This is a genomic window from Herbaspirillum sp. VT-16-41, from assembly GCF_001994935.1.
GTDB lineage: Bacteria > Pseudomonadota > Gammaproteobacteria > Burkholderiales > Burkholderiaceae_D > Herbaspirillum > Herbaspirillum frisingense.
In genome coordinates, this window is sequence record NZ_MUXB01000114.1 from 367,998 (window position 1) to 392,301 (window position 24,304).

At 64.6% G+C, this 24,304-nt stretch carries 22 protein-coding genes; 11 read left to right on the top strand and 11 right to left on the bottom strand.

Annotation, left to right across the window (positions count from 1 at the left end):
* Positions 1-57: 57 nt before the first annotated feature.
* Positions 58-453: a peptide-methionine (R)-S-oxide reductase MsrB gene (msrB, locus tag BTM36_RS16920; protein WP_077237169.1), complete on the bottom strand. Its 396-nt coding sequence runs from the start codon at positions 451-453 to the stop codon at positions 58-60.
* Between the two features lie 64 nt (positions 454-517).
* A complete protein-coding gene (locus tag BTM36_RS16925; protein WP_077237170.1) occupies positions 518-1,993 on the bottom strand; it encodes a YdiU family protein in 1,476 nt (491 codons plus the stop codon).
* Between the two features lie 173 nt (positions 1,994-2,166).
* Between BTM36_RS16925 and BTM36_RS16930 the strand changes: the two genes are divergently transcribed.
* The 5 genes from BTM36_RS16930 to BTM36_RS16950 all read left to right on the top strand — a co-directional run bounded on the left by BTM36_RS16930 (position 2,167) and on the right by BTM36_RS16950 (position 6,173).
* Complete coding sequence (locus BTM36_RS16930) at positions 2,167-3,102, top strand: branched-chain amino acid ABC transporter permease (protein WP_077237171.1); 936 nt, start codon at positions 2,167-2,169, stop codon at positions 3,100-3,102.
* A 2-nt stretch (positions 3,103-3,104) separates the two neighbouring features.
* Positions 3,105-4,328 (top strand): branched-chain amino acid ABC transporter permease, encoded by a 1,224-nt coding sequence (locus tag BTM36_RS16935; protein WP_077237172.1) that lies wholly within the window; start codon positions 3,105-3,107, stop codon positions 4,326-4,328.
* An 8-nt stretch (positions 4,329-4,336) separates the two neighbouring features.
* The gene (locus tag BTM36_RS16940; RefSeq protein ID WP_077237173.1) at positions 4,337-5,095 is read left to right on the top strand and encodes an ABC transporter ATP-binding protein; all 759 of its coding nucleotides are present in this window, start codon (positions 4,337-4,339) and stop codon (positions 5,093-5,095) included.
* A complete protein-coding gene (locus BTM36_RS16945) occupies positions 5,088-5,798 on the top strand; it encodes an ABC transporter ATP-binding protein (protein ID WP_077237174.1) in 711 nt (236 codons plus the stop codon). The genes BTM36_RS16940 and BTM36_RS16945 overlap by 8 nt, the downstream gene beginning before the upstream one ends.
* A gap of 93 nt (positions 5,799-5,891) precedes the next feature.
* Positions 5,892-6,173 (top strand): hypothetical protein, encoded by a 282-nt coding sequence (locus BTM36_RS16950; RefSeq protein ID WP_077237175.1) that lies wholly within the window; start codon positions 5,892-5,894, stop codon positions 6,171-6,173.
* Between the two features lie 66 nt (positions 6,174-6,239).
* Here the strand turns inward: BTM36_RS16950 and BTM36_RS16955 are convergent, their stop codons facing one another.
* From BTM36_RS16955 to BTM36_RS16965, 3 genes are all read right to left on the bottom strand, one after another.
* Complete coding sequence (locus BTM36_RS16955) at positions 6,240-7,547, bottom strand: MFS transporter (protein WP_077237176.1); 1,308 nt, start codon at positions 7,545-7,547, stop codon at positions 6,240-6,242.
* A 138-nt stretch (positions 7,548-7,685) separates the two neighbouring features.
* Positions 7,686-8,444, bottom strand: coding sequence for an SDR family oxidoreductase (locus tag BTM36_RS16960; protein ID WP_006712611.1), 759 nt, complete (start codon positions 8,442-8,444; stop codon positions 7,686-7,688).
* A gap of 228 nt (positions 8,445-8,672) precedes the next feature.
* Entirely contained in the window at positions 8,673-10,106 is a 1,434-nt protein-coding gene (locus BTM36_RS16965) for an aldehyde dehydrogenase family protein (protein WP_077237177.1), read from the bottom strand.
* A 304-nt stretch (positions 10,107-10,410) separates the two neighbouring features.
* On the opposite strand from BTM36_RS16965, the gene BTM36_RS16970 reads away from it, so the two are divergent.
* From BTM36_RS16970 to BTM36_RS16980, 3 genes are all read left to right on the top strand, one after another.
* Entirely contained in the window at positions 10,411-11,187 is a 777-nt protein-coding gene (locus BTM36_RS16970) for a FadR/GntR family transcriptional regulator (RefSeq protein ID WP_077237178.1), read from the top strand.
* Positions 11,188-11,228: 41 nt separating this feature from the next.
* Complete coding sequence (locus BTM36_RS16975; RefSeq protein WP_077237179.1) at positions 11,229-12,170, top strand: LysR substrate-binding domain-containing protein; 942 nt, start codon at positions 11,229-11,231, stop codon at positions 12,168-12,170.
* 260 nt (positions 12,171-12,430) lie between these two features.
* On the top strand, positions 12,431-13,612 hold the full coding sequence (locus tag BTM36_RS16980) for a diguanylate cyclase (protein ID WP_077237180.1): 1,182 nt from the start codon (positions 12,431-12,433) through the stop codon (positions 13,610-13,612).
* A gap of 13 nt (positions 13,613-13,625) precedes the next feature.
* On the opposite strand, the gene BTM36_RS16985 is transcribed toward BTM36_RS16980, so the two are convergent.
* The 3 genes from BTM36_RS16985 to imuA are packed head-to-tail and all read right to left on the bottom strand — an operon-like array spanning position 13,626 to position 19,056.
* Positions 13,626-16,877: an error-prone DNA polymerase gene (locus tag BTM36_RS16985; RefSeq protein WP_077237181.1), complete on the bottom strand. Its 3,252-nt coding sequence runs from the start codon at positions 16,875-16,877 to the stop codon at positions 13,626-13,628.
* A gap of 9 nt (positions 16,878-16,886) precedes the next feature.
* A complete protein-coding gene (locus BTM36_RS16990) occupies positions 16,887-18,371 on the bottom strand; it encodes a DNA polymerase Y family protein (protein WP_077237182.1) in 1,485 nt (494 codons plus the stop codon).
* A complete protein-coding gene (imuA, locus tag BTM36_RS16995) occupies positions 18,298-19,056 on the bottom strand; it encodes a translesion DNA synthesis-associated protein ImuA (protein ID WP_077237183.1) in 759 nt (252 codons plus the stop codon). Before imuA ends, BTM36_RS16990 begins: the two co-directional genes overlap by 74 nt.
* 239 nt (positions 19,057-19,295) lie before the next feature.
* Here imuA and BTM36_RS17000 point away from each other — a divergent pair, with 239 nt between their 5' ends.
* Both BTM36_RS17000 and BTM36_RS17005 read left to right on the top strand, forming a co-directional pair.
* Positions 19,296-19,601 (top strand): nucleotidyltransferase family protein, encoded by a 306-nt coding sequence (locus BTM36_RS17000; protein WP_006465246.1) that lies wholly within the window; start codon positions 19,296-19,298, stop codon positions 19,599-19,601.
* A gap of 364 nt (positions 19,602-19,965) precedes the next feature.
* A complete protein-coding gene (locus tag BTM36_RS17005; protein ID WP_006465245.1) occupies positions 19,966-20,313 on the top strand; it encodes a KGG domain-containing protein in 348 nt (115 codons plus the stop codon).
* Positions 20,314-20,532: 219 nt separating this feature from the next.
* On the opposite strand, the gene BTM36_RS17010 is transcribed toward BTM36_RS17005, so the two are convergent.
* Both BTM36_RS17010 and BTM36_RS17015 read right to left on the bottom strand, forming a co-directional pair.
* Positions 20,533-22,017, bottom strand: a complete 1,485-nt coding sequence (locus BTM36_RS17010) for a Fic family protein (protein WP_077237184.1) — start codon at positions 22,015-22,017, stop codon at positions 20,533-20,535.
* Between the two features lie 110 nt (positions 22,018-22,127).
* Complete coding sequence (locus BTM36_RS17015) at positions 22,128-22,883, bottom strand: YoaK family protein (RefSeq protein ID WP_006465243.1); 756 nt, start codon at positions 22,881-22,883, stop codon at positions 22,128-22,130.
* 256 nt (positions 22,884-23,139) lie between these two features.
* Here BTM36_RS17015 and BTM36_RS17020 point away from each other — a divergent pair, with 256 nt between their 5' ends.
* Positions 23,140-23,397, top strand: coding sequence for a hypothetical protein (locus BTM36_RS17020; RefSeq protein WP_077237185.1), 258 nt, complete (start codon positions 23,140-23,142; stop codon positions 23,395-23,397).
* A 362-nt stretch (positions 23,398-23,759) separates the two neighbouring features.
* Here the strand turns inward: BTM36_RS17020 and BTM36_RS17025 are convergent, their stop codons facing one another.
* A complete protein-coding gene (locus BTM36_RS17025; RefSeq protein WP_006465241.1) occupies positions 23,760-24,290 on the bottom strand; it encodes a CBS domain-containing protein in 531 nt (176 codons plus the stop codon).
* Positions 24,291-24,304: the final 14 nt, after the last annotated feature.

Here is a 24,304-nt window from a genome sequence, read left to right on the forward strand (position 1 = left end):
GCGATCATCCGGCCCGTGCCGCATGTATTGCAAGCGGTGCAGCGCGGGCCGCCAGGCTTACGCCGGGTCGAAACGCAGCGAAGCCGAGTTGATGCAATAACGCAGTCCGGTCGGCGGCGGGCCGTCCGGGAAGACGTGGCCCAGGTGGGCGTCGCAGACGTTGCAGATGATCTCGGTGCGAATCATGCCATAACTGCGGTCCACTTTCTCGCGTACGTTGGCCGGATCGATGGGCTCGAAGTAGCTCGGCCAGCCGCAGCCGGAGTCGAACTTGGCATCCGAGGTAAACAGCGGCGTGTCGCAGCACACGCAGGTGTAGGTCCCGGCTTCGTGGTGATCCCAGTAACGGCCGGTGAAGGCGCGCTCGGTGGCGGCTTCACGGGTGACCTGGTATTCCACGGGGTCAAGTTGCTCGCGCCATTGGGCTTCGGTCTTTTCTACTCGTTGGGTCATGCTTGGCTCCTTGGTGATGACGGGCGATGCCGGCATTAACTGTATTAGCGGAATGAATGGCCGTTCAGGAAGAACAGCTCACTTCCAGATGGCTGGCCCAGTCGGGGGGCAGGTCGGCATAGCGGTCGAATTCAGGCTGCTCGTCGAAGGGATGGCGCAGGATGGTCTGCAGGCGCGCCACCTCGGTGAAATCCTTCTGTTGCGCCTTGTCGATGGCGACCTGAGCGAGGTAATTGCGTAGCACGTATTTGGGGTTGACCGCATGCATTGCAAGGCGGCGGCCGGCGTCGTCGCTGTCCTCGGCGCGCAGGCGGGCGCGGTATTGCGTGGCCCAGGCATCGAAGGCGGGGCGATCGATGAAAAGGTCACGCAGCGGCTCGTCGTTGGCTTTATTGCCGATCTGCAAGTCGCCCAGGCGGCGGAAGAACAGCGTGAAATCGACATGACCGGCCTGCAGCAGGGCAAACATGGCCTCGATCAACTGGCTGTCGTCGGCGCGCTGGGTGCGCAATCCCAGCTTGGCATGCAACAGCGCATCATGCTGCGCCTGGAACACGGCCTCGTAATCGGCCAGCGCGGCCTCGGTGGCCTCCACCGAACCGATCAGGGGCAGCATTGCCTGGCCCAGCGCAAAGCAGTTCCACTGGCCGATGCGCGGCTGCATCTGGTAGCTGTAGCGGCCCTGGCTGTCGGTATGGTTGCAGATGTGGCGGGCGGCGGAGGCTTCCATGAAGCCGAAGGGGCCGTAATCCAGCGTCAGGCCCAGGATGGACATGTTGTCGGTATTCATCACCCCGTGCATGAAGCCCACCGCCTGCCATTGCGCCATCAACGTCGCGGTGCGGCGGGGGACTTCCTTCAGCAGGGCCTGGGAGGGGGTTTCTTCCCGCAATAGTTCCGGATAGAACTGCTCCAGGACGGCATCGCCCAATACCTTGAGATCGTCGAAACGCTGGTTGTAGTACCAATGCTCGAACGAGCCGAAGCGGATGAAGCTGGGGGCCATGCGGGTCACCACCGCTGCGGTCTCGGCGGTTTCGCGCTGCACGCGCTGGTCCGAACCGATCACGGTCAGGGCGCGGGTGGTGGGGATGCCCAGCGCCGCCATGGCTTCCGAACAGAGGAATTCGCGGATCGAGGAGCGCAGCACGGCACGGCCGTCGCCCATGCGGGAGTAGGGCGTCTTGCCGGCACCCTTGAGCTGCAGTTCGATGCGTCCCTGGCCGGTGGCTGCCGGCAGGTCGCCCAGGGTGATGGCGCGCCCATCGCCCAATTGACCGGCCCAGACGCCGAACTGATGGCCCGAATAGACTGCCGACAGTGCTTGCGAGCCCGGTGCCAGCTGGTTGCCGGCGAAGATGTCGAGAAAACCGCGGTCCTCCGGTGCCGGGCGCGCCAGTCCGATGGTGGCAGCGGCCTCGTCGCTGAAACCGACCAGGTAGGGATCGGGCAGGGGCGTCGGTTGCAGCCGGGTGTAGAAGGCCGGGGGCAGGGCGGCAAAGCCGTTGCCTAGCGGCGAAAGCAGATAAGGATGGGTCATAGGCAGCCTGTGAGGCCCAAAGCGGGCCGCAATCCGCTATTTTGACAGAGAAGCGCGAATCCCATAGGATCGCTCCACTTTTGCGTCCGGCCGCGCTCGATCCGGCGCCTCGACGCTGTCTGACCCCGTCCGACTCCTCTTGAACCCACCGCATCCCTGGCAAGGCTGGCAACTTGGAATTCGCGCTGATCACCTTCCTCAACGGCCTGGGCTACGGCTTCCTGCTGTTCCTGCTGTCCTCGGGCCTGACGCTGATCTACAGCATGATGGGCGTGCCCAACTTCGCCCATGCCAGCTTCTACATGCTGGGGGCGTACGTCGCCTATGCGATTGCCGGCGTGCTGGGCTTCTGGCCGGCGCTGCTGATCGCGCCCCTGCTGGTGGGCATGGCCGGTGCGCTGGTGGAGCATTACGGCCTGCGCATCGTTCACCGCTACGGCCACGTCCCGGAATTACTGTTCACCTTCGGCCTGTCCTATCTGGTGGTGGAGCTGGTTCAACTGGTGTGGGGCCGCTCGCCGGTGCCTTACCGCATCCCGCCGGAACTCGATGGCACGCTCTTCACCCTCTATTCGACCAGTTTCCCCATCTACCGCGGCTTCATGCTGCTGGTGGCGGCGCTCATGCTGCTGGCCTTGTGGCTGCTGCTGCGCCATACCCGCGTCGGCCTGCTGATCCAGGCGGCGCTGACGCACCCGCAGATGGCCGAGGCTCTGGGGCATAACGTACCGCGCGTGTTCATGCTGGTGTTTGGCGGCGGTTGCGCGCTGGCCGCACTGGCCGGGGTGATCGGTGGCAATGCCTTCGTCACCGAGCCGGGCATGGCAGCGGCCGTGGGCAGCATCATCTTCGTGGTGGTGGTGGTGGGCGGGCTGGGTTCGCTGGCCGGGGCCTTCATCACCTCGCTGCTGATCGGCCTGATGCAGACCTTCGCGGTGGCGCTGGATGTGTCCCTGGCCAGTCTGGGCGTGCAGGTCCCCAGCGGCAGCGCGCTGGCACCGCTGGTGCGCCTGACGCTGGCCCAGGTGGCGCCGGTGCTGCCCTATCTGCTGCTGGTGGTGATGCTGGTGGTGCGCCCCAAGGGGCTCATGGGCAAGCGGGAGGGCTGAGCATGAAGCGTATCGTCCTGCCCTGGCTGGGCCTGGCCCTGCTGCTGCTGGCGGCACCGCTGGTGTTTCCGCAAAGCGCGGCATTGTCGCTGCTTTCGCAGATGGGGACGATGGTCTTGCTCTGCCTCTCCTACAACATGCTGCTGGGCGAGGGTGGCATGCTCTCCTTCGGCCACGCGGTATATTCCGGCCTGGGCGCCTTCGGTGCGATCCATCTGATGAACCGCATGAGCGAGGGTGCGCTGGCCTTCCCGCTGACGCTGGTCCCGCTGGCGGGCGGCCTCACCGGCGCCCTGTGCGGTGTCGTGCTGGGCTATCCCACCACGCGCCGCGCCGGCACCACCTTTGCCATGATCACGCTGGGGCTGGTGGAACTGGTATCGGCCTGCGTGCTGATGCTGCCCGAGGTCTTCGGCGGCGAGGGTGGCATCTCCGGCAACCGGGTCATCGGCGCGCCGGTGCTGGGCATCAGCTACGGGCCGCAGATCCAGGTCTATTACCTCATCGCCGGCTGGCTGCTGGTCTGCGCCATGGCCATCTGCGCGCTGCGCCACACGCCGCTGGGACGTATCCTCAATGCCGTGCGCGACAACCCGGAACGCGCCGCCTTCATCGGCTACGATCCGCAGCGGGTGCGCTACCTGGCGCTGATCCTGTCGGCCTTCTTTGCCGGCGTCTCGGGCGGACTGTCAGCCATCAATTTCGAGATCGTCAGCGCCGAATACGTGGGCGCGCTGCGCTCCGGTGCCATCCTGCTGTTCACCTTCATCGGCGGCACCGCCTATTTCTATGGTCCCATCGTCGGCGGCGTGGTCGGCGTGCTGTTCTCGTCCTGGCTGTCGGCCTATACCCAGGCCTGGCAGTTCTATCTGGGTGCCTTCTTCATCCTGATCGTCATGACCACCCCGGGCGGCCTTGCCAGCCTGATCGACCGCGGCTGGCGCACCTGGCGCGACGGCGCCTTCGACCGGCGCCTGGTGTGGCGTCTGGCAAGCTGGCTGCTGGCCGCGCTGGTCACGCTGGCCGGCGTGGTGCTGGCCACCGAGATGGCCTATCAGGCCAGCCTGGGCAGCCTGGCCGAAGGCAGCGATGGCGCGGCGCCCCTGCAGTGGTGGGGCGGCTCCATCGATGTGCATGCGCCGCTGCCCTGGATCACCGCCGCCATGCTCATCGCGGCCGGCGCTACGGCGCTGACCCTCTGGCGCCGACAGGGGGCGGGCCGATGAGTACGCCGATGACTGCACCGTTTTCCCTGGACATGCAGGGCCTGACCAAGGCCTTCGATGGCAGCCAGATCCTGCGCGGCGTGGACCTGCAATTGCATCCCGGCGAGCGCTGCGCATTGATCGGGCCCAACGGGGCCGGCAAGTCCAGCCTGTTCAACCTGGTGTCGGGCCGTTATCGGGCTGATAGCGGGCGCGTGCTGCTGCACGGGCAGGACATCACGCAGTGCTCGCCACAGCAGATCAATCGCCTGGGGCTGGCGCGCAGCTTCCAGATCACGAGCCTCTTCCCGCGCCTGACCGCGTTCGAGAACGTGCGCTGCGCCCTGTTGTGGACGCTCGGTTATCGCTACGCCTTCTGGCGCCGCCTCGGTCAATTGCACGACGCCAGCGCCCGTGCCCGGGCGGTGCTGGAGCGTGTCGGGCTGGGCGCGCGCGCGCAGGTGCCGGCAGGCGAACTGAGCTACGCCGAGCAGCGTGCCCTGGAACTGGCCGTCACCATTGCCGCCGATGCCGCCGTGATCCTGCTGGACGAACCCACGGCGGGCATGAGCCGGGCGGAGAGTGCGGCGATGGTGGCCCTGATCCGCGAAGTCACGGTGGGCAAGACCCTGCTGATGGTGGAACACGACATGCAGGTAGTCTTCGACCTGGCCGACCGCATCGCGGTGATGGATAACGGCCGCGTCATCGCCTGCGACAGCGCCGAGCGCATCCGCGCCAATCAGGAAGTGCAGGCGCTCTATCTGAACCGGAGGCGACATGGCTGACACCCTGCTCAGCGTCCACGACCTGCAGGCCTGGTACGGCCAGAGTCACGTGCTGCAGGGTGTCTCGCTGGAAGTGCAACGGGGAGAAATCGTCAGCATCCTCGGGCGCAATGGCGCCGGCCGCTCCACCTTGCTCAAGGCCCTGATGGGCCTGGTGCGCAGCAGCGGCGACATCCGCTTTGCCGGCGCCAGCATCGCCGGTCTGCCCACCCATGCGATTGCCCGGCGCGGGATGGCTTATGTGCCAGAGAGCCGGGACGTCTTTCCCACCCTGAGCGTGGCGCAGAACCTGCTGCTGGGCCGCCAGGGCGCTCGCCAGCCGGCCGACGCCTGGCGCGAGGAGGAGGTCTATGCGCTGTTCCCGGCGTTGGCCAGGCGCCGTCAGGTGGCGGCCGGATCGCTGTCAGGCGGGGAGCAGCAGATGCTGGCGCTGGGCCGCGCGCTGCTGGGCAATCCATCGCTGGTGCTCATCGACGAGCCCACCGAAGGCCTCTCGCCACAGATGGTGGAACAGGTCGCGCATTACCTGACGCTACTGCGCCGCCGGCAGGTGGCGGTGCTGCTGATCGAGCAAAAGCAGGCAATCGCCCTGGACCTGTCGCAGCGGGTCTATGTCATGGGGCGCGGCGAGATGGTCTTCCACGGCACGCCCGCCGCGCTGGAGGCGGATGCTGCCGTGCAAGCGGAGTGGCTGGCGCTGTAGCCGACAGGACGCGCCTGGTTCTGCCCGCATGGTCGATGGTGGTAACACCTGCCCGCAGGCAGAATCGCCGCTTTACCTGCCGATGAGACTGTCATGCTGCCCTGGCTGATCCTGATGTCCTGCGCCGTACTGGCGCTCTTCGCTGCCGACCGCGCCTGGCTGCGCCACGTCAGCCGTGAAGATCGGCCCCTGCACGATCCCGAAGGCTACCTGGAGATGACCGCCCGCATGACCGAGCTGTGCCACGGCGACCGGGGCAGGGTGGATGCCCTGCTGGCGCTGCAGCGCCAGCGCCATCCCCAGGCTACGCAGACCGAGGTAGTCCGGCTGGCCATGCGTGAGCTGCTGGAACCGCAATCGCCCTCCCACCCCTGAAACGACAAACGGCGGCTTCAGGGAGCCGCCGTTCTGCGTTCAGCGTTCTGCGTTCAGCGAAGCAGATTACTTGTTGACCAGCTTGGCCGGCAGGGTCAGCGTCAACAGACCGCCGATCACCAGCGAGGCCGCCAGCACGTACATGCCGGCATTGGTGCTCTGGGTGGTGTCCTTGAGCCAGCCCACCAGGAAGGGGCTGACGAAACCTGCCAGGTTGCCCAGCGAATTGATCAGCGCAATCCCGGCAGCCGCTGCGGTTCCGGACAGGAAGGCCGTCGGCAGGCTCCAGAACAGCGGCAGCGTGGTCAGGATACCGACGCTGGCCAGCGTCAGCGAGGCCATTGCCAAGGTGGTGTTGTGGTCATAGACGGTGGACAGCAGCAGGCCGATGCATCCCAGGAAGGCCGGAATGGCCACGTGCCAGCGACGCTCGCGACGGGCGTCGGCGCTGCGGGCGATCAACACCATCGCGGCGGCGGCGAAGGCATAGGGAATGGCAGTGAGCAGGCCCACATTGAGCGGATCGGTCACGCCGGTGGTCTTGATGATGGTCGGCAGCCAGAAGCTCACGCCGTACAGCCCCATGACGAAGCAGAAGTAGATCAGCGCGCCCAGCCAGACCCGGCCATTGGAGAACATGGCGCCCAGGGAAAGGTGTTCCTTCTGGCTTTCCTCGTGGCTGATATTGGCTTCCAGCAGGCGCTTTTCTTCCTCGTTGAGCCAGTCGGCATCGCGGATGCGATCCTTCATGTACAGGATCACCAGCACGCCCAGGATCAGCGAAGGAATGGCCTCCAGGATGAACATCCACTGCCAGCCGGAATGGCCCCACACGCCCGGCATGGCATGCATGATCCAGCCCGAGAGCGGGCCGCCGATCACGCCCGAGAGAGCGATGCCGGTCATGAACAGCGCGGTGATCTTGCCGCGTCGCGCTGCCGGGTACCAGTAGGTCAGATACAGGATCACGCCCGGGAAGAAGCCGGCCTCGGCCACCCCCAGCAGGAAACGCATGATGTAGAACATCTGCGGCGTGGTCACGTAGGCCATGGCGCCGGAGATGATGCCCCAGGTGATCATGATGCGGGCGATCCACAGGCGCGCCCCGACCTTGTGCAGGATCATGTTGCTGGGGACTTCGAAGACGAAATAGCCCAGGAAGAAGATGCCCGCGCCCAGGCCGTAGACGGTATCGCTGAACTTCAGGTCCTGCAGCATCTGCAGCTTGGCGAAGCCGACGTTGACCCGGTCCAGGTAGGAGGCCACGTAGCACAGGAACAGCAGGGGCAACAGGCGCCAGGTGACCTTGGCGTAGGTGGCGTCTTCAAAGGATGCGCGTGCGCCGTCGGCAGCCGCGCCTGCTTGATAAGTCATGTCTCGCTCCAGTAGATTTTTTGACGTTATGTTGTTTTACGTCGCCGACCCTTCTGTGTGGCCGGCTGACGGTGCCCAGCATTGTAGTGGCGGGGGCAGGATTGTCAAAGCAATATCGCCCCGCGCACATGAAGGTTTTTACACGCAGCGCCCGCCATCGACCTCGATGCACACGCCGGTGACGAACTGGGCTTCGTCCGAACCCAGGTAGAGGCAGGCATTGGCGATGTCCTCGGGGGTCGAGAAGCGACCCATGGGGATGGTAGCGACGAACTTCTTGCGGTTTTCCGGGGTGTCGGGCACGCCCATGAACTCGGCCAGCAGGCCGGTGGCCGAGATCACCGGATTCACGCAGTTCACGCGGATCTTGTCGGGACCCAGTTCGGCCGCCATCGACTTGCTGGTGGTGATGACCGCGCCCTTGCTACCGTTGTACCAGGTCAGGCCCGGACGCGGACGCACGCCGGCGGTGGAGGCGATATTGACGAAGGCGCCGCCGCCGACCTTGCGGAAGTAGGGCACGAAGGTCTTGGCCGAGAGGAAGATACTCTTCACATTGACGGCATAGACACGGTCGAATTCTTCCTCTTCCACTTCCAGCATGGGACGGTTGCGGTGGGTGGTGCCGGCATTGTTGACGACGATGTCGAGCTTGCCGAACTGTTCCAGTGCGGTGGCCAGCAACTGGTCCATATCGGCCCGCTTGGACACGTCGGCGCGGGCGAACACTGCCTTGCCACCGGCGCGCTTGATCTCTTCGACCACCCGCAGGCCGCCGGCCTCGCCGATGTCGGCCACGACGATGGCCGCGCCTTCACGGGCATAAGCCTTGGCGATCCCCTCGCCGAAACCCGAACCGCCACCGGTGACGATGGCTACCTTGTCTTGCAAACGCATGGTGTGTCTCCTGGCAATGAATGATTAGAAATGATTAGAAATGCTTAGGCATTTTCATGATTGGGTAGAACCTGATTGCGATGCGCTCACCGTTCGTCCTGAGTAGCGGCGTAGCCGCGTATCGAAGGCGTAATGACGGTGTGCCTTCGATACGGCCCTGAAAGGGCCTACTCAGGACGAACGGTAGTCGCGTCATACAAATGGGCTCCAGGTTGCATCGATTCGATATCAACCGTGACGGATGGCGATGGTCTTGAGGACCGTGAAGCCATAGAGCGCCTCGAAACCTTTTTCACGGCCGTGGCCGCTGGCCTTGACGCCGCCGAAGGGCAGTTCCACGCCGCCACCGGCGCCATAGTTGTTGATGAACACCTGGCCGCTGCGGATGGCCCGCCCCAGGCGCATCTGGCGTCCGCCATCGCGGGTCCAGACGCTGGCCACCAGCCCATAGTCGGTGCCGTTGGCCAGGGCGATGGCCTCGGCTTCATCCTCGAAGGGCATGGCCGCCAGCACCGGGCCGAACACCTCTTCCTGCGCCAGCCGGTGACGCGCGGGCACATCGCGCAGCAGGGCCGGGGCCTGGTAGAAACCGCTGGCCGGCGCACCCGGGGCGACTTCGCCCTGCGCCACCAGCGGGATGCCGTCGCGCCGGGCATCGGCGAGGAAGCCCGCCACGCGCTCCTGCTGGGTCTTGCGGATCAGCGGGCCGCAATCCAGGTCCATCTGCGAAGAGCCGACCCGCAGTTGGGAGAACAGTCCCGACAGCCGTTCCAGCACCTGCTCATAGGCGCCGCGCTGCACCAGCAGTCGGCTGCCGGCGGAGCAGGTCTGGCCGGCGTTCTGCACGATGGCATTGACCACCACCGGCAGCATGGCCTCCATGTCGGCATCCTCGAAGACCACCTGCGGCGACTTGCCGCCCAGTTCCAGGGTGACCGGCGTATGGTGCTCGGCCGCGCCGCGCACCACCAGCTTGCCCACGTTGGGCGAGCCGGTGAAGGACACGTGGTCCACGTCCGGATGCTTGACCAGCAGGTCGCCGGCCTCATGGCCGTAACCGGTCACGATATTGAGCGCACCCTCCGGGAAACCCACCTCGGCGGCCAGCTCGGCCACCCGCAGGATGGACAGGCAGGCATCTTCGGCCGGCTTGACCACGCAGGTATTGCCGGCCGCCAGGGCGCCGCCCACGCAGCGCCCGAAGATCTGCATCGGGTAGTTCCACGGCACGATATGGCCGGTCACCCCGTGCGGCTCGCGCAGGGTCAGTACCGTATAGCCAGCCTGGTAGGGAATGGTCTCGCCATGCAGCTTGTCGGCGGCACCGGCATAGAACTCGAAATAGCGCACGATGGCGGCCGCATCGGCGCGCGCCTGCTTCATCGGCTTGCCGCAATCGCGGCCTTCCAGTTGCGCCAGTTCTTCCTGGTGATCCTGCAGCTTGTAGGCCAGTTTCATCATCAGGCGGCTGCGCTCGGCCGCCGACAGCTTGCCCCAGGCGCCCTCATAGGCGCGGCGGGCGGCGCCGACGGCGCGGTCGATGTCGGCGGCATTGCCGCGGGCGATGGCCTCGAAGGGCTGGCCGTCGGAAGGATCGATGACGGGGATGCTCTCGCCGGAGGCGGGGGCGACCCAGCGGTTGTCGATGAAGTGCTGTTTCATGGCGGTGCTGTCCTTGGGTGGTAGGCGCAAAGCGCAACTGGAGTGGAGCAGGTGGAGCAAGCTGAAGTAAAACGCAGCAGGCGGCATGGGCGACGGCAGTCCCGGACGCACGGTCCGCGGGCTGGCCTGGAAGGGGCTGGTCTCCTGAGTCGTTTTGCTTTTTGTGGTGAGTCAATCTAAGCCAGGGCGAACAAGATGTCAATTGAATTTACTACTTTGCTGACTGCCTGCATCGCCAGGGTGGCGGGGAGGGTGGCAAATCCGCTACCATGCGCAACGTCCATTTCAGTCTCCGGGAGTATCGATGCCCAACCCCAGCAAACCGGCGCGCCCCGCCGCGTCCAGCGAACTCCTGAGCCTGGCCGCCGCCGGCCTGGGTCCGGTGCGGCCGGAACGTTTTGCCGAGCGGGTCTACGAGACCTTGTTCCATGCCATCGTGGAAGGGCGCATCGCAGTGGGCAGCAAGCTGCCTTCCGAGAATGACCTGGCCACGCTGTTCGAGGTCTCGCGCCCGGTGGTGCGGCAGGCGCTGGACCGGCTGCGGGAGGACCAGCTGGTGGAATCCCTGCGCGGTTCCGGGACCTATGTGAAGGAAAAGGCCGGTCTGGCTCCGGCACGTCCGGACGGCGAACCCGAAACCCGCATCGGTCACATCATGAACGGCCTGGAACTGCGCCTGGTGCTGGAACCCGAATCGGCCTACATGGCGGCCCTGCGTCGCAACAAGCAGGACCTGGATCAGATGGAGCGCCTGCTGGAAGGCTTCGAAGAGGCCAACCGGGTCGGCGGCATCGCCCACCATTACGACTTCGGCTTCCATGAGGCGATTGCCATGGCCACCGGCAACCTGCGCTTCGTACAGGTGATGAAGACGCTGGAGTACGATGTCAGCCACGCCGTGAACATGCTGCGCCACCTGATGCACATCCCGCCCTGGAAGCGCTCGCAGGACGCCATGGATGAACACCGCCAGATCTTCGAGCTGATCCGGCTGCAGGATGCCGAAGGCGCCCGGCGTGCCATGCGGGGCCACATCGAGAATGCGCGCACCCGCATGTTCAATAGTCGTCCGGGCCTGTAAAACAATTTAACAACTCGTTGGACAGCAGGGAAAACCTTCGCATGGAATTACGCCAACTGCGCTACTTCGTGGCCATCGTCGATCACGGCTCGCTCTCGCGGGCGGCACGGGTGCTGCACATCGCCCAGCCGGCGCTGACCCAGCAGATACGCCAGCTGGAAGACGAGATGGAGGCGCAACTGCTGCACCGCTCGGCCCAGGGCGTGATCGCCACCGATGCCGGCAAGGTCTTCTATGAGCACGCGCTGGCGATCCTCAAGCAGGTGCAGGATGCCAAGCAGGCCGTGGCGCAATCCACCGACAAACCCTCGGGCACCGTGGCGCTGGGCATTCCGCAGAGCGTGTCCAATGCGCTGGCCTTGCCGCTGTTGAACGCGGTGCGCTCCACCTATCCGGAAATCACGCTGCAACTGACCGAGGAACTGACCGGCAACCTCATCACCCAGCTCAAGTCCGGCCGCATCAACCTGGCGGTGCTGTTCGATGATGGTCAGCTGTCCTCGTTCGCGGCCACGCCGATGATCGAGGAAGAGATGCTGTACATCACCCGGGCCAAGTCGCAATACGGCGTTTCCGGGCGCAAGGGCGTGCCGCTGGCGCGCGCCATCCAGGCACCGCTGATCCTGCCCGGCCTGGCCCATGGCGTGCGCCCGCGCATCGAAAACCTGGTACGCGCCCAGGGCATGAGCCTGGACAATGTCATCGAGATCAATTCAGTGGCCATCCTGAAATCGGCCATCCTGGCCGATATCGGTGCCACCATCCTGCCGGTGGCGCCGCTGCTGGCCGACATCGAGCGCGGCGACATGGTGGCCCATGCGATCGCCGGCGAAACCATCTCGCGCACCCTGGTCTTATGCGCTTCCCGCAACATCCCCCTGACCACGGCAGCGGCGGCCGTGGAGCGACTGGTGCTGGACGTGACCGACCAACTGTGTCGCTCCGGCCAATGGGGGCATACCCGCGTGCTGGAACGTGAATGAAGCCGAAATGACGCTGTAATGAAGGGGGCAGACATATTGCCAGCCCGGCAATAACGTTCACTTTTCATGTCATATTGCTGAAAATCACTATCATTCCGGCGGCTTCGGTTACACTAACCGCGTCCTGCCTGTGCCGTCTTTCCAGGCCGTCAGATACCTGGCAGTAGCACCGGATGGGGTTCCGGAAGCTCGCCTGCAGGCCTGACCGGACACTCTCCCGTTCTGCAATCTTCACCCGTCCCGTGGACGGGCTTATCCGGATGAATCCATTCACCGCCAGCCTGGCGCTGGCCATCGTTCAGTTTTGCAGTGGCGTGATCATGACGGGCCTGTTCATCAGCACGCCCTCGGAGCGCTTCACCCGCCTGTGGGCGTTGTCCGGGGTGCTGGCGGCACTGGGCATCTGCACCACCGTGGTCGTCTATGCCAGCCTGACTGGCACACCACGTGCGCTGGGCCTGTTGCTGGGCAATACGCTGGTGTTTTCTTCCGGGATCGTGGCCTGGGGCGGCTTGCGCAGCTTCTACCAGCGCCGCTCGGCCTGGTGGCCGGGCCTGCTCATCGTGGTCTATGCCGCGGCCTTTGCGGCGCTGCTGGCCTCCGAAGCCACGTTCACCCAGCGCGCCTACCTGGCTGTCTGCGGGCTGCAGGTGGTGTTCTGCCTGGTGCTGTGGGAATTCCTCCAGGGACTCTCCGGCGCGCTGGCCGAGCGTTATCCACGCTGGACCTTCGGTCGCTGCGTCGGTATCGGCGCCTTGCTCATCCTCAGCGCCAGCTACGTCAGTCGCTTCTTCATCTCGCTGCGCCATCCGGAACTGTTCGAACCGCCCGAGATGAGCAACCTCGGGGTAGCCCTGATCTACCTGATTCCCATCAGTGGCACCCTGTTGCTGTCGGTGGCGCTGATGATGATCTATTTCGAACGCCTGCTGGCCGACAAGCAGCGCCTGGCCACCGTGGATGAGCTGACCGGCACCCTGAACCGCCGCGAGCTGGTGCGCTGTGGCGACCTGGTGCTGGAGCAGACGGTACAGGCCAGACAGGTGCTGACCCTGGCCTTCATCGACGTCGACCATTTCAAGCAGATCAACGATACCCATGGCCACCAGGTGGGCGACCGCGTGCTGGCCGACATCGGTGCACTATTGCGCCAATGCTGTCGCCACAACGGTCTGCTGGGCCGCTATGGTGGTGAAGAGTTCTGCGCGGTCTTCCCCGGCCTGGCCGAGGTGCAGGCACGACAGATCGCCCAGCACCTGCTGGAGACGGTGCGCCAGCATGACTTCGGCCATGGCCAGCCGGTCACCATCAGTGTCGGCCTGGCCGTGCTCACACCGGGCCAGATGCTGGGGTGGGATGCCCTGGTGCACCAGGCCGACCTGGCCCTGTACCGGGCCAAGAGCGAAGGGCGCAATGCCTTCCGCATGGCGCTGGCGGCCTGAGTCAGCCAATCCATCAGAAGAAATCACGGCTGCGCGGCTGCAGTTCCCCGAGCAGGTGGGTCCAGTCCTCCAGGCGCCCGGCCACCAGATGGCGCACCTCTCCCTGGCATTGCCAGCTTCCATACACCCCCAGCAGGCGCGCATTGAGCACTTCGCTGCGCTGTCGTTCCAGCACCGCCGGCCAGATGATGACGTTGGCCGAACCGGTCTCGTCTTCGATCGTCATGAAGATCACCCCCTTGGCCGTACCCGGCCGCTGGCGCACCGTGACGATGCCGCAGCAGCAGGCGAACTGGCGGTTCTGCAGCGCGTTCAGATCGGCCACGCTCATGAAGCGGCGGCGCTGCAGGGTCGGTCGCAGCAGGGCCAGCGGGTGGCGGCGCAGGGTCAGGTTCATGGCGCGGTAGTCGTCGATGATCTGCTCGCCTTCGCCGGGCGTCTCCAGTTGCACCGCATCGTCGCCGCGTGGCGCGCTGCGCAGCAGGTCACGGTCGGGTACCGCACCCACCGCATGCCACAGCGCCTGGCGCCGATGGCCGGCCAGTTCGCGCAGGGCATCGCCGGCCGCCAGCGCCTGCAGGGCATGGCGATCCAGGGCGGCGCGCCGGGCCAGGTCGTCGACATCGGCAAAGGGACGCTCGGCGCGCGCCTGCTCGATGCGCTGCGCCGCCTCGGCCGGCATGCCGCGCAGCAGGCTCATGCCCAGCCGCACGGCTGGACGCGCCGGCCCGGAGGCGGGCTCCAGGGGCAGCTCCAGTGTGGACTCCCAGGCGCTGCGCACGACATTGGCCGGCAACACCCGTACCCCGTGCCGGCGCGCATCCTGGATCAGTTGCGAGGGCGAATAGAAGCCCATGGGCTGGCTATTGAGCAGGCCGCACAGGAAAGCCTCCGGCTCATGACACTTGAGCCAACTGCTGAAGTAGGTCAGCAGGGCAAAGCTGGCGGCGTGGCTTTCCGGGAAACCGTATTCGCCGAAACCCTCGATCTGGTTGAAGATGCTTTCGGCGAATTCGCGGGAATAGCCGTTGTCGGTCATGCCCAGCACCAGCCGCTCATGGTGTGGCCCCATGCCACCCTTGCGCTTCCAGGCCGCCATGGAGCGGCGCAGGTCATCGGCCTCGCTGGGTGAATAGCCGGCGGCCTCGATGGCCACGTCCATCACCTGTTCCTGGAAGATGGGGATGCCCAGGGTGCGCTCCAGCACCTTCCTGATCTTGCCGCTCTTGCTGGTGTTGTCGGGATACTCGAAGCTGCCACCATTGCGCACCAGCTCACGCCGGCGCAGGTAGGGATGGACCATGCCGCCCTGGATCGGACCGGGCCGCACGATGGCCACCTGCACCACCAGGTCGTACTGGGTGCGTGGCTGCATGCGCGGCAGCATGCTCATCTGGGCCCGGCTCTCGATCTGGAACACGCCGATGGTATCGGCCTTGCAGATCATCTCGAAGGTGACCGGATCTTCACGCGGGATATCGTACATCTGCATCACCTGCGGCAAGCCGCGCCGCAGGCTCACCAGCTCCAGCGACCGACGCAGGGCGGTGAGCATGCCCAGCGCGAGGACATCCACCTTGAGCAACCGGAGCGACTCCAGGTCGTCCTTGTCCCATTCGATGACGGAACGGTCTGGCATGGCGGCGTTCTGGATCGGCACCAGCCGCGACAATTGCCCGCGTGCGATCACGAAGCCCCCGGTGTGCTGCGACAGGTGGCGGGGAAAGCGCAGCAGCTTGCCGGTGATGCTGGCCCACAGCCCGATCTGCGGCAGTTCCGGGTCCAGCCCGGCTTCGGCAAAGCGCGCCAGCAGTTCTTCGCGGCTGTCGAACCAGTGCTGCGACTTGGCCACCGTATCGACGATGGCCGGGTCCACCCCCAGCGCCTTGCCCACCTCGCGCAGCGCGCCACGCGGGCGATAGCTGTGGACGGCGGCGGCCAGGGCAGCGCGACGGCGGCCGTACTTGCGGTAGATGTGCTGGATCACTTCTTCACGGCGCTGGTGTTCGAAGTCGACGTCGATGTCGGGCGGCTCGTCGCGCTTTTCACTGATGAAGCGGGCAAACAGCAGGCGCGTGGAGGTGGGATCGACCTCGGTCACCCCCAGGCAATAGCAGACCGCCGAATTGGCCGCCGAGCCCCGACCCTGGCACAGGATGCCGCGCGAACGGGCGAATTGCACCAGGTCGTAGACGGTCAGGAAGTAGGCTTCATAGTGCTTGCTGCCGATGAGCGCCAGTTCCACCTCGATCTGTTGCCGCACCTCGCCGGGCAGCCCCTGCGGATAGCGTCTGGCGGCACCGGCCAGGGTTTCCTGGCGCAGGTAGTCGGCCGGGCTCATGCCCAGCGGCACCAGTTCGTCCGGGTACTCATAGCGCAGTTCGGCCAGGCTGAAGCGGCATTCGGCGGCGATGGTCAGGGTCTGCTCCAGGGTCTGCCGCGTGTGCACCAGCGACAGCCGCATTCGTGGCCGCAGGTGTTGCTCGGCGTTGGGCGCCAGCGCATGGCCGCATTCCTGCACCGGCTGGCCCAGGCGGATGGCGGTCACCACATCCTGCAGGTATTTGCGTGAGCGCTGGTGCATCTGCACGTCGCCCACCGCCACCAGTGGCAAGCCATGGCGCCGTGCTGCCTGCTCCAGCGCTTCGCGGTGCAGTTCGTCCAGGGGGCGATACAGGCGTGTGAGGCCAACCCAGGAGCGCCCGGGCGCCAGACCGGCGAACCAGCGCAACTGGGCGTCCAGTGTGTCTTCACCGACCGCGTAATCCGGCACCAGGATCAACTGGCAATCGGGCAGGGCGCGCAGGTGCGACAAAGCCGGCGGCGGCTGGCTCAGGTCTTCCGGGGCCACCAGGTACTGGCCTTTTTCGGCACGGGTGCGGGCCAGGGTGACCAGTTCGGAGAGATTGCCGTAACCCTCCCGGTTCCTGGCCAGCGCAACCAGGGTCAGGCGGGCCAGCGGATGTTCGGGGTCTTCCCGGAGTTGGGTAAAGCGGAAGCAACTGCCGATGATCAGCCTGAAATCCAGGCTCTGGTTCTTGCTGATCTGCTCCTGCCAGGCCGCATGGGCGCGCACCACCCCGGCCAGGGTGCATTCGTCGGTGATGGCCAGGGCGCGATAACCCAGGGCGATGGCCCGCTCCACCAGTTCCTGGGCATGCGAGGCGCCGTGCAGGAAACTGAAGTTGGTGCGGCAATACAGTTCGGCATAGTCGGGCAGGCCGTTGTCATTGCCAGTACCGATGCCAGGAAGAGGGGCTTGCATGCGGTGCTCCTAGCCGAACAGTCCGTGCAGGAACCACTGCGGCTCTTCGTCGCTGGCCTCGCCGCCACGCCATTGCCGGAAAATCCAGTAATAGGCATGACGCGCATCGCGGGCGGTGAAGTAGTCGCGGGTCAGCGGGCGGCCTTCCCACCAGCCGGCTTCGATTCGTTCCGGCGGCGAGGTGAATTCCAGTGGTGTGCGGTAGAACGGCTTGTGCTGCTGCATGCGCAGGGGCAAGGGCTCTTCCAGCAGCCATAGCGGGCGCGGTGGCAGGCGCGCCGGATCGGTCGCCAGCGGTGCCGGCAATGTGGTCGCCGGCTGCATGACGCTGCACCAGCGATTGGCGATCTCGGGCCGATGATCGGCCCGGGGCGCGGCCTGGCACACCTTGTCCGCGCCCAGGCGGGCCACCAGCAGTTCCAGCAGGCGTTGGTGATCTTCCGGGCTGCCGCCGGGTTCGGGGAAGAGCAGTTCGCTGGCGGCCTGCATGGCTTGCAGTTCCTCGGCCGCCAGTCCCAGGGCGATGGCCGGCGCCGGCAGGCTGGAGCGGGCCAGCTTTTCCTTGACCAGGGTATGCAGGTGGTCTTCCTGCCAGGCCGGCACCGACAGGGTGATCCGCAATTCGGTCGGCGCCACGGCCTGGCGACCGCGTTCGTGCTCCAGCCACAGGTGTAACTGCTTGATGCTCAACTGGCGCGCCGCCAGCCAGCCGGCCAGTTGTACCAGCAGCCCCTGGGCATAGGCGGCCAGGATATCGGTGTGCTCGATGCGGTCGGGCAGCTCCACGCGGGCCTTGAAGACCGGCGGCGCCACCACCCATTCATGCAGTTCCGGCAGGTCGCCATAGGCACGGTCCAGCATGTCCAGCAGCGCCCGGCCGCAGCGCCGTTGCAGGCCGGGGCGCGGCAGCCGCCGCAACTGGCCCAGCTGGCGGCAGCCCAGGCCGTGCAGCCATTCGAGGTGGGCCTGGGCGGCACTGAGCAAGACCACCGGCAAGCGATCCAGGCGTCGTTGCAGGGAGCGGCTGCGCAGGGTACGCACATTGCCGTAGCGCGCCAGCATCCAGGCCCCGGTCGCGGTGACGCCAGAAGACAGGGTGGCCGACACCCCGAGTCGGGCGATGGTGACGCCGATCTTGCGGCACAGCGCCCGCATGCCGCCGAACAGGCGCAGGCTGGCGCTCACGTCCAGCAGCACACAGGCGTCCGGGGCCAGTGTGACCTGGGGCGTGTATTGCAACAGGGCCAGTGCCGTCTGTTCCAGCAGACCCTGTTCGCGCAGCGGGTCACGCTCCTGCAGCAGCGCCTGTGGCGCCAGCAGTTGCACGCCGCCGCGCCGCATGCCTTCCTGCACGCCCAGCGCGCGGGCAGGCGCCGACAGCGCGGTGACGCGCTCGCGCTCGAAGACCACCGCCGGGGCTTCATCCAGCCAGTTCGGACGGAATGCTTCCAGCGGCAGCAGTGGCAGGTGTACGGCGATCCACAGTGGGGACATGGCGTTGCAGATTCGGTGAAGGCGTCAGGGGAAGAAACAGGCTTTGTTCGCGCAGCGGCCCACGCCGCTTGAGAAAACCGATCTCCAGCCCGTCCCGCGCAGCCTGCAGCGTCAGCCGCAAGGGCGCGGGCGAGGGCTCGCGCGCGCAGGACCAGGGACGCAGCATGAAAAACAGGGTTTGCCCGGCCTGCGCCGCCACATGCAGCCGGCGCAGCAGATCGTGCTCACCCTTGCGCAGCCTGGGTTGCCACATCAGCAGCGCGTGACAGCTATCGGCGCGCAGGACTTGCTCGGCAGCCCAGCAGGCATCGACCGCGTTATCGGCCTGTAGGTGCAGCAGCCGGGCCGCCTGCACACCCAGATGCACCCAGCCGGGGGCATTGACCTGGTGCGGTGCCTGCAGCAGGGCGATGCGTTCGGCCCGGGTGATCCGGGCGGCTCTTTGGGCGCTGGCTGGCGCTCGCGCCAGCAGTGGGCGCAGCAGGCGCAATTCGCCAATGCCATCCTGGGGCAGCAACAACTCGATCAGCGCCCCGGTCGGCCAGCCGCGTCCCGGCAACTCGGCATCAAGCGCCTCGAAACCGCTGGATACCCCGTGCCCACCCCCACGCGCCAGCTGGGACGCCAGCCAGAGCGAAGGATGGATGTTTTCCGGACGATGCACCGGGGACGATGGAGGCAACATGGTGGAGCAGACGTACTGGTGAAGATGAAGATAACTGTATAAATATACAGTAATTGTTTTGGGGTGTGACAAAAACTGCGGATGAGCGGGCAAAAGACTGAAGCTCTTGTTGAGGAGGAGGACCTGGTCGTGTTCGGGGGCGAAGAGGGGGCATCGGTGCATTGCGATTCTGGAAAATGCTTTTAGAATGGCATTCCTGCCCCGGCCATTGCAGTGAGTTTCGACAAGAAAGGATGCCTATGCGCCCCTCCGTTGCGCTTGACATGAAGAGAGTTGCAGTACGGGAAGCCGTAGGCCGCTTCCGTACCGCGAACCTGCGCGTCTTCGGCTCGGTGCTGCACGGCACCGACGGGGACGGTAGCGACATTGATCTGCTGGTTGACGCACTGCCCGGTGCCACCCTGTTGGACCTGGGCGATCTGGAAGATGAGTTGAAATCGCTGCTCGGCGTCGATGTCGATCTGCTGACGCCTGAAGACCTGCCGCCGACGTTCCGGGCCAAGGTGCTCGCTGAGGCGCTGCCGCTATTTCCCTCGAAAGATTAAATTCAAACGCTGCTTGTCAGCCGCATCCCTTCCCAAGTATTGCCTAAATCCCACCCAGTCCTTTCCAGCGCTCTAGCCCCCAGATCTGCCTCGGCACCCGCCGAGCATGCTTCACTTCGGCATTCAGAAATACGCCTATTTCTGTTGCCGTAAGACAAGCTCATCTTCACCGATTCCTACATTTCCTACAGTCGGCACTGACAAGGGCTGGGGAGCTCTTCCGATAGTGAGGTTCGGTGAGGCTTTCTACACTGCAGACGTGGACAGATGTTTTGTGCCGCCGGTCAGCTCGCGCAGGGCAGTAGGGCAGGCAGGTGGCAGGTTCGTCCGCTCAACCTCGACCAACCAAGACAAGGAGTCACACATGGCAAATTCACAGAATCCGGGGACCAGCAATCGCGGCTTTGCTGCGATGGACAGGGAAAAGCAGCGTCAGATCGCCAGCATGGGCGGCAAGGCAGCCCACGCCAAGGGTGCAGCCCATGAGTTCAGCTCCGCCGAAGCACGCGAAGCCGGACGCAAGGGTGGCCTGAACAGCCACGGTCGCAAGAATGCCGCTGCCGCCGCGGCCGCTGCAGCACAGAATGGCCAGAACGGCACTACCGCCAGCACCTCGGCGCAGCCGCAGATGAGCCAGAGCACCCCGCCGGAGCATACCCACGGCACCCAGCAGCCACAGCAGTCCGACAGCACGCCCCAACAGCAAGGCTGATGAGGGCATGGCACCTCAGGCAATGCTTGTCGCATCCGTCGCTTTTCACCCATGGAGTTGAGAACTGCAGGGACCAGCGACCAGACAGGTCGATAACAAGAAAACGAAAGGCGCGCAGAGCGCCTTTTTTGCGTCTGGTTTTCCGAAATCTCTTAATGGGAATCGAGAATTCCTAATTTATTGGCCCAAATCTGGGTATTTATCGAGAATTCCTAATTTCTAGGATTCTGGCGGCATATCGGCCGCATCGAACATTTCTCGGGTGACCTGCTCGATGCGGTCCAGTACGGAGCGCGGCAGATGGCCATATTGCCTTCTGCGATGCAGCGAAAGCGTGCCGTTATTCGACTGGATCATGCGGATCAGCGCCGACAGGTCTTTCTGCGGCAGGTCGAACTCATCGTTGAGTTGCGCGAAGGCTGCGTCATAGCCTTTCAGGTAGGCCAGTTCCCTCGGAATTTCATCCTGTACCGCCTGTTTGATCATCTCGTGCAGGAAGGCCACTTCCCGGTCCGCCCGCAGAAAGCGATAGGCACGGCTGCCTGGGCTGCGGATCACAATTGGACCCTGGTCACCTCGACGATAGTCCCAGAGCGTCGTGACCGGCCGGGAAAATGCCGTCAGTAGCGCGCCGTAGATCGGGATGTTCTTGCTGATGACTGCCGATACCGGAACCAGCGTTCCCGGTTCCAGCAGGGGAGACCGCGCCAGCACGTGCTGGATCAGGAAACGGTGCAGACGCCCGTTACCATCCAGGAAGGGGTGCAGGTAGACGAAGCCGAAGGCCGCGCAGGCCGCTTGCACCAGCAGGTCGGGGCAACGACGGGTATCGTTGATGAAGCTTTCCCAACCGCGCATGACGTGGTCCAGATCGTCTGCAGGGGCAGGGAAAAAACTGACCCGTCCGCTGCTGTCTTCGAGCCAGTTCTGTTGATGGCGATAAGACGCTTCCTGGCTGTAGACATCCCGCACGACGACGTTCTGTAGCCCGACCAGCCAGGCTTCGTTCACTTCTCCTGCTTCTTCTGCCCGCTGCAGCAGCTGGACAAACCGTTCCTGCTTGTCGAAGCTTGGCGTTTCCGATTCGATGGCATAGCTGGAGCGGGTTTCCGAGAGATACAGGTAGGCCATGGCGCGGCGGTGCAGTTCCGGGTCGTGCAGGGCCGCCAGGGTATCCCGCGCCTGCGCCAGCAAGGCGTCCAGCGATGGCGTTTGCGGGATGGCGCGGCGACGCACCACCGGACAGAACGCCGGGTTGCCCAGAGCATTGTCCCGGACCCGGAATTTGCTTGATCGCACCGGGTCGGGGGCGGTGTAGTACTCATCCGTCGGGAACAGGTCGACATAGCCGCCATTGTTCATGGGCGCCACCTCCAGCGTGCGGCCGGTCAGCCACTCCCACAGGAAACAGGCCCGCCGGATGTGTTCGCCCGTGGGCTTGATGGCCAGTTGTTCGACCAATGTCGTGGGTGGGATATGCTCGAAGGCCGCATCGATCACCTCCAGATTGACGCCCTCATGCTTGAGCGCAAATTCCAGATGCCCGATCAAGCTCGGCTCTATCGCCACCGAAGAGGGAAAAAGAATGCGCGTCTCGGTATCCATGCGTCGATTCACCGAGGAGTCGGTGTAGGCAACCTTTTCCAGCGGCGTGACGTTCAGATGCAGTGCATCGATCAGATGTTGATAGCCCAGTGGCGTCATGGCATCGAGATTTCTTAATTTTTATCGAGAAATCTTAATTTATCACGCCAAATCATGGTTTTTATCGAAATTCCTTAATTTTCCCGGCGAAGTCGGGCATTGATACGCCTTCAGGAACGTGCCAGGTCATCCATCATCGGCACCAGCGCCAACACGAACAATCCTGCCGCCAGCGGCATGGTCGCCACAAAGCCCACGGCCTTGAATCCTAGCGCGCCTACCACGCCCCCCACGAAGAACATCAGCAACAGGGAGGAAAGCAGCATGAACTTGCGGCGCGCTCCGGGGACCGGGTCTTCCTGGTGTAATTCGCCGGGCTGGCGCGGGGCCAGGGTCCAGTAGCACATCTTGCCGATCTCGATGCCGATGTCGGTGACCAGGCCGGTCACGTGAGTGGTACGGATTTCGGAGCGGGAAATCTTGCTGATCATGGCGTTCTGCAAGCCCATCACGAAACACAGCAGCGCCACCGTGACCGGCACGAACAGGAGCCGATGGTTCTCCAGATTGCTGCCCAGGATGCCGAAACACAGCAGCAGCATGGCCTCCAGCATCAGGGGCATGGCGTATTCGCTGTGAAGGCCGCGGCGCCTGGCCCAGTTGATCATCACCGCCGAGCAGGCGGCCCCCAGCAGGAAGGACAGCAGAGCGCTGGCGCCAGAGACCAGCAGCAAGGTCTCGCCCAGGACCAGGTTGTCGGCCAGGGAGGAGACGATGCCCGACATGTGCGAGGTGTATTGTCCGACCGCCAGGAAGCCGCCAGCATTGACGGCACCGGCGATGAAGGCCAGTGAACGGCCCAGGTGGCGATTGGACAGGTCGGTGCGCGCCGGACTGGTGAGACGGCGCAGGTATTCGATGGGCATGACGGTTCCAGGGTAAAAGCACACGCATCAGGAAACAGACCGCATCGACCTCAGGCCAGCGCCGGGCGAACTCATCTTCGCCCCTTCCTACGCAGATCCCCGGTAGCCTCTTGCTGTCTTTTCCTTCAGCGTTTTTTATCCTGACAAGAATACTTCTTCTTGGCCCAAGGCGGTGGCCGATGCACCGATGGCTGACCTGCATCAGCTTGCCGCCCCGGGAATCTCTTCCAAACTTTCACTTTTTCAGGAGCCTTCCATGAGCATCCCCATCGATATTCCAGGCGGCGACAAGCTCGATGAGTTGCGTACGCCTGTGCTGCAGCCAGGCGTACAGCAGGCCGAAGGCGGCGGATTTCGCGGTATCGTCCTGATCGGCGCCAATGGCCAAGACCCGGCGTCCACCCACGTCTGCGAAGCGCTGCGCAGCAACAGCGATGCGGCCTATGCCGATGCGCTGGACTACATCGCCGGACAACGGGAACACGGGGCTCAAGCAAGACAGGGCGGAATTTAGAGGCGAGAAGGGGCGGCAATCGGCAAAGGCGGCCAAAGGCGGCAAATCCCGCAGGCAAAAAAATGGCCGCCTGGGGGAGGCGGCCTGAGGGGGAGGGATATAAGACGCCGAGGATCGGGGGAATCTTCGGAGAATTTCTGCTTATGAAAACGACTCGTGGGGATAAACCGATGGGGGATGGACAGTGTTCATGACAAGACGGAGGGGGACGTTCTTGCCGGAATTCGGGTCCTCGGTTTCGAGTTCGTTGGAATGCATAGTAGCGATGCACCGCAAAAAAGAAGATCGGACAGTACCCGATTGATGCGTAGGAAAAAACCTACACACCAAGTTGTCGCTCCTGCCCGACACCCGCGCCAGGCCTAGCTTCGACCCAGATTGACCTCGCTCAGATCACCGTCCCTGACTTCCGGCAAGGCATAGCCATTTTCGGACGCTGGATCGATGCTGCCACGGGTGGGCGCAGCGGGCAGCGATATCTCCGCCAATGCCTCGCCCACACCGCGATTCTGCGTCTTGGCGGCGACGTCGCCCAGGCTGACCATGCCCACCAGATTGCGCTCGCGATCCATGACGGGCAGGCGGCGGATCTGGCGCTGCACCATATCGTCTAGCACATCGTCCACCGGTTCATCCTCGTAACACCACAGCACATCATGGCTCATCACCTCCGTCAGGGGCATGGTCTCGGTCAGGCGATTGGGCGCGACGGCGCGCAGGACGATGTCGCGGTCGGTGACCAGACCCACCAACCTGCGCTGTGCATCGCAGACGGGCAGGGCGCCGACATCAAGGGCTTCCATGGCCTGGGCTGCATGGATAACCGAATCGTCAGGGCTCAAGGTATGGGCGCCACGAGTCATGACGTCGGCAATGGTGCGGGTAGCGTGCATGTTGACCTCCTGGG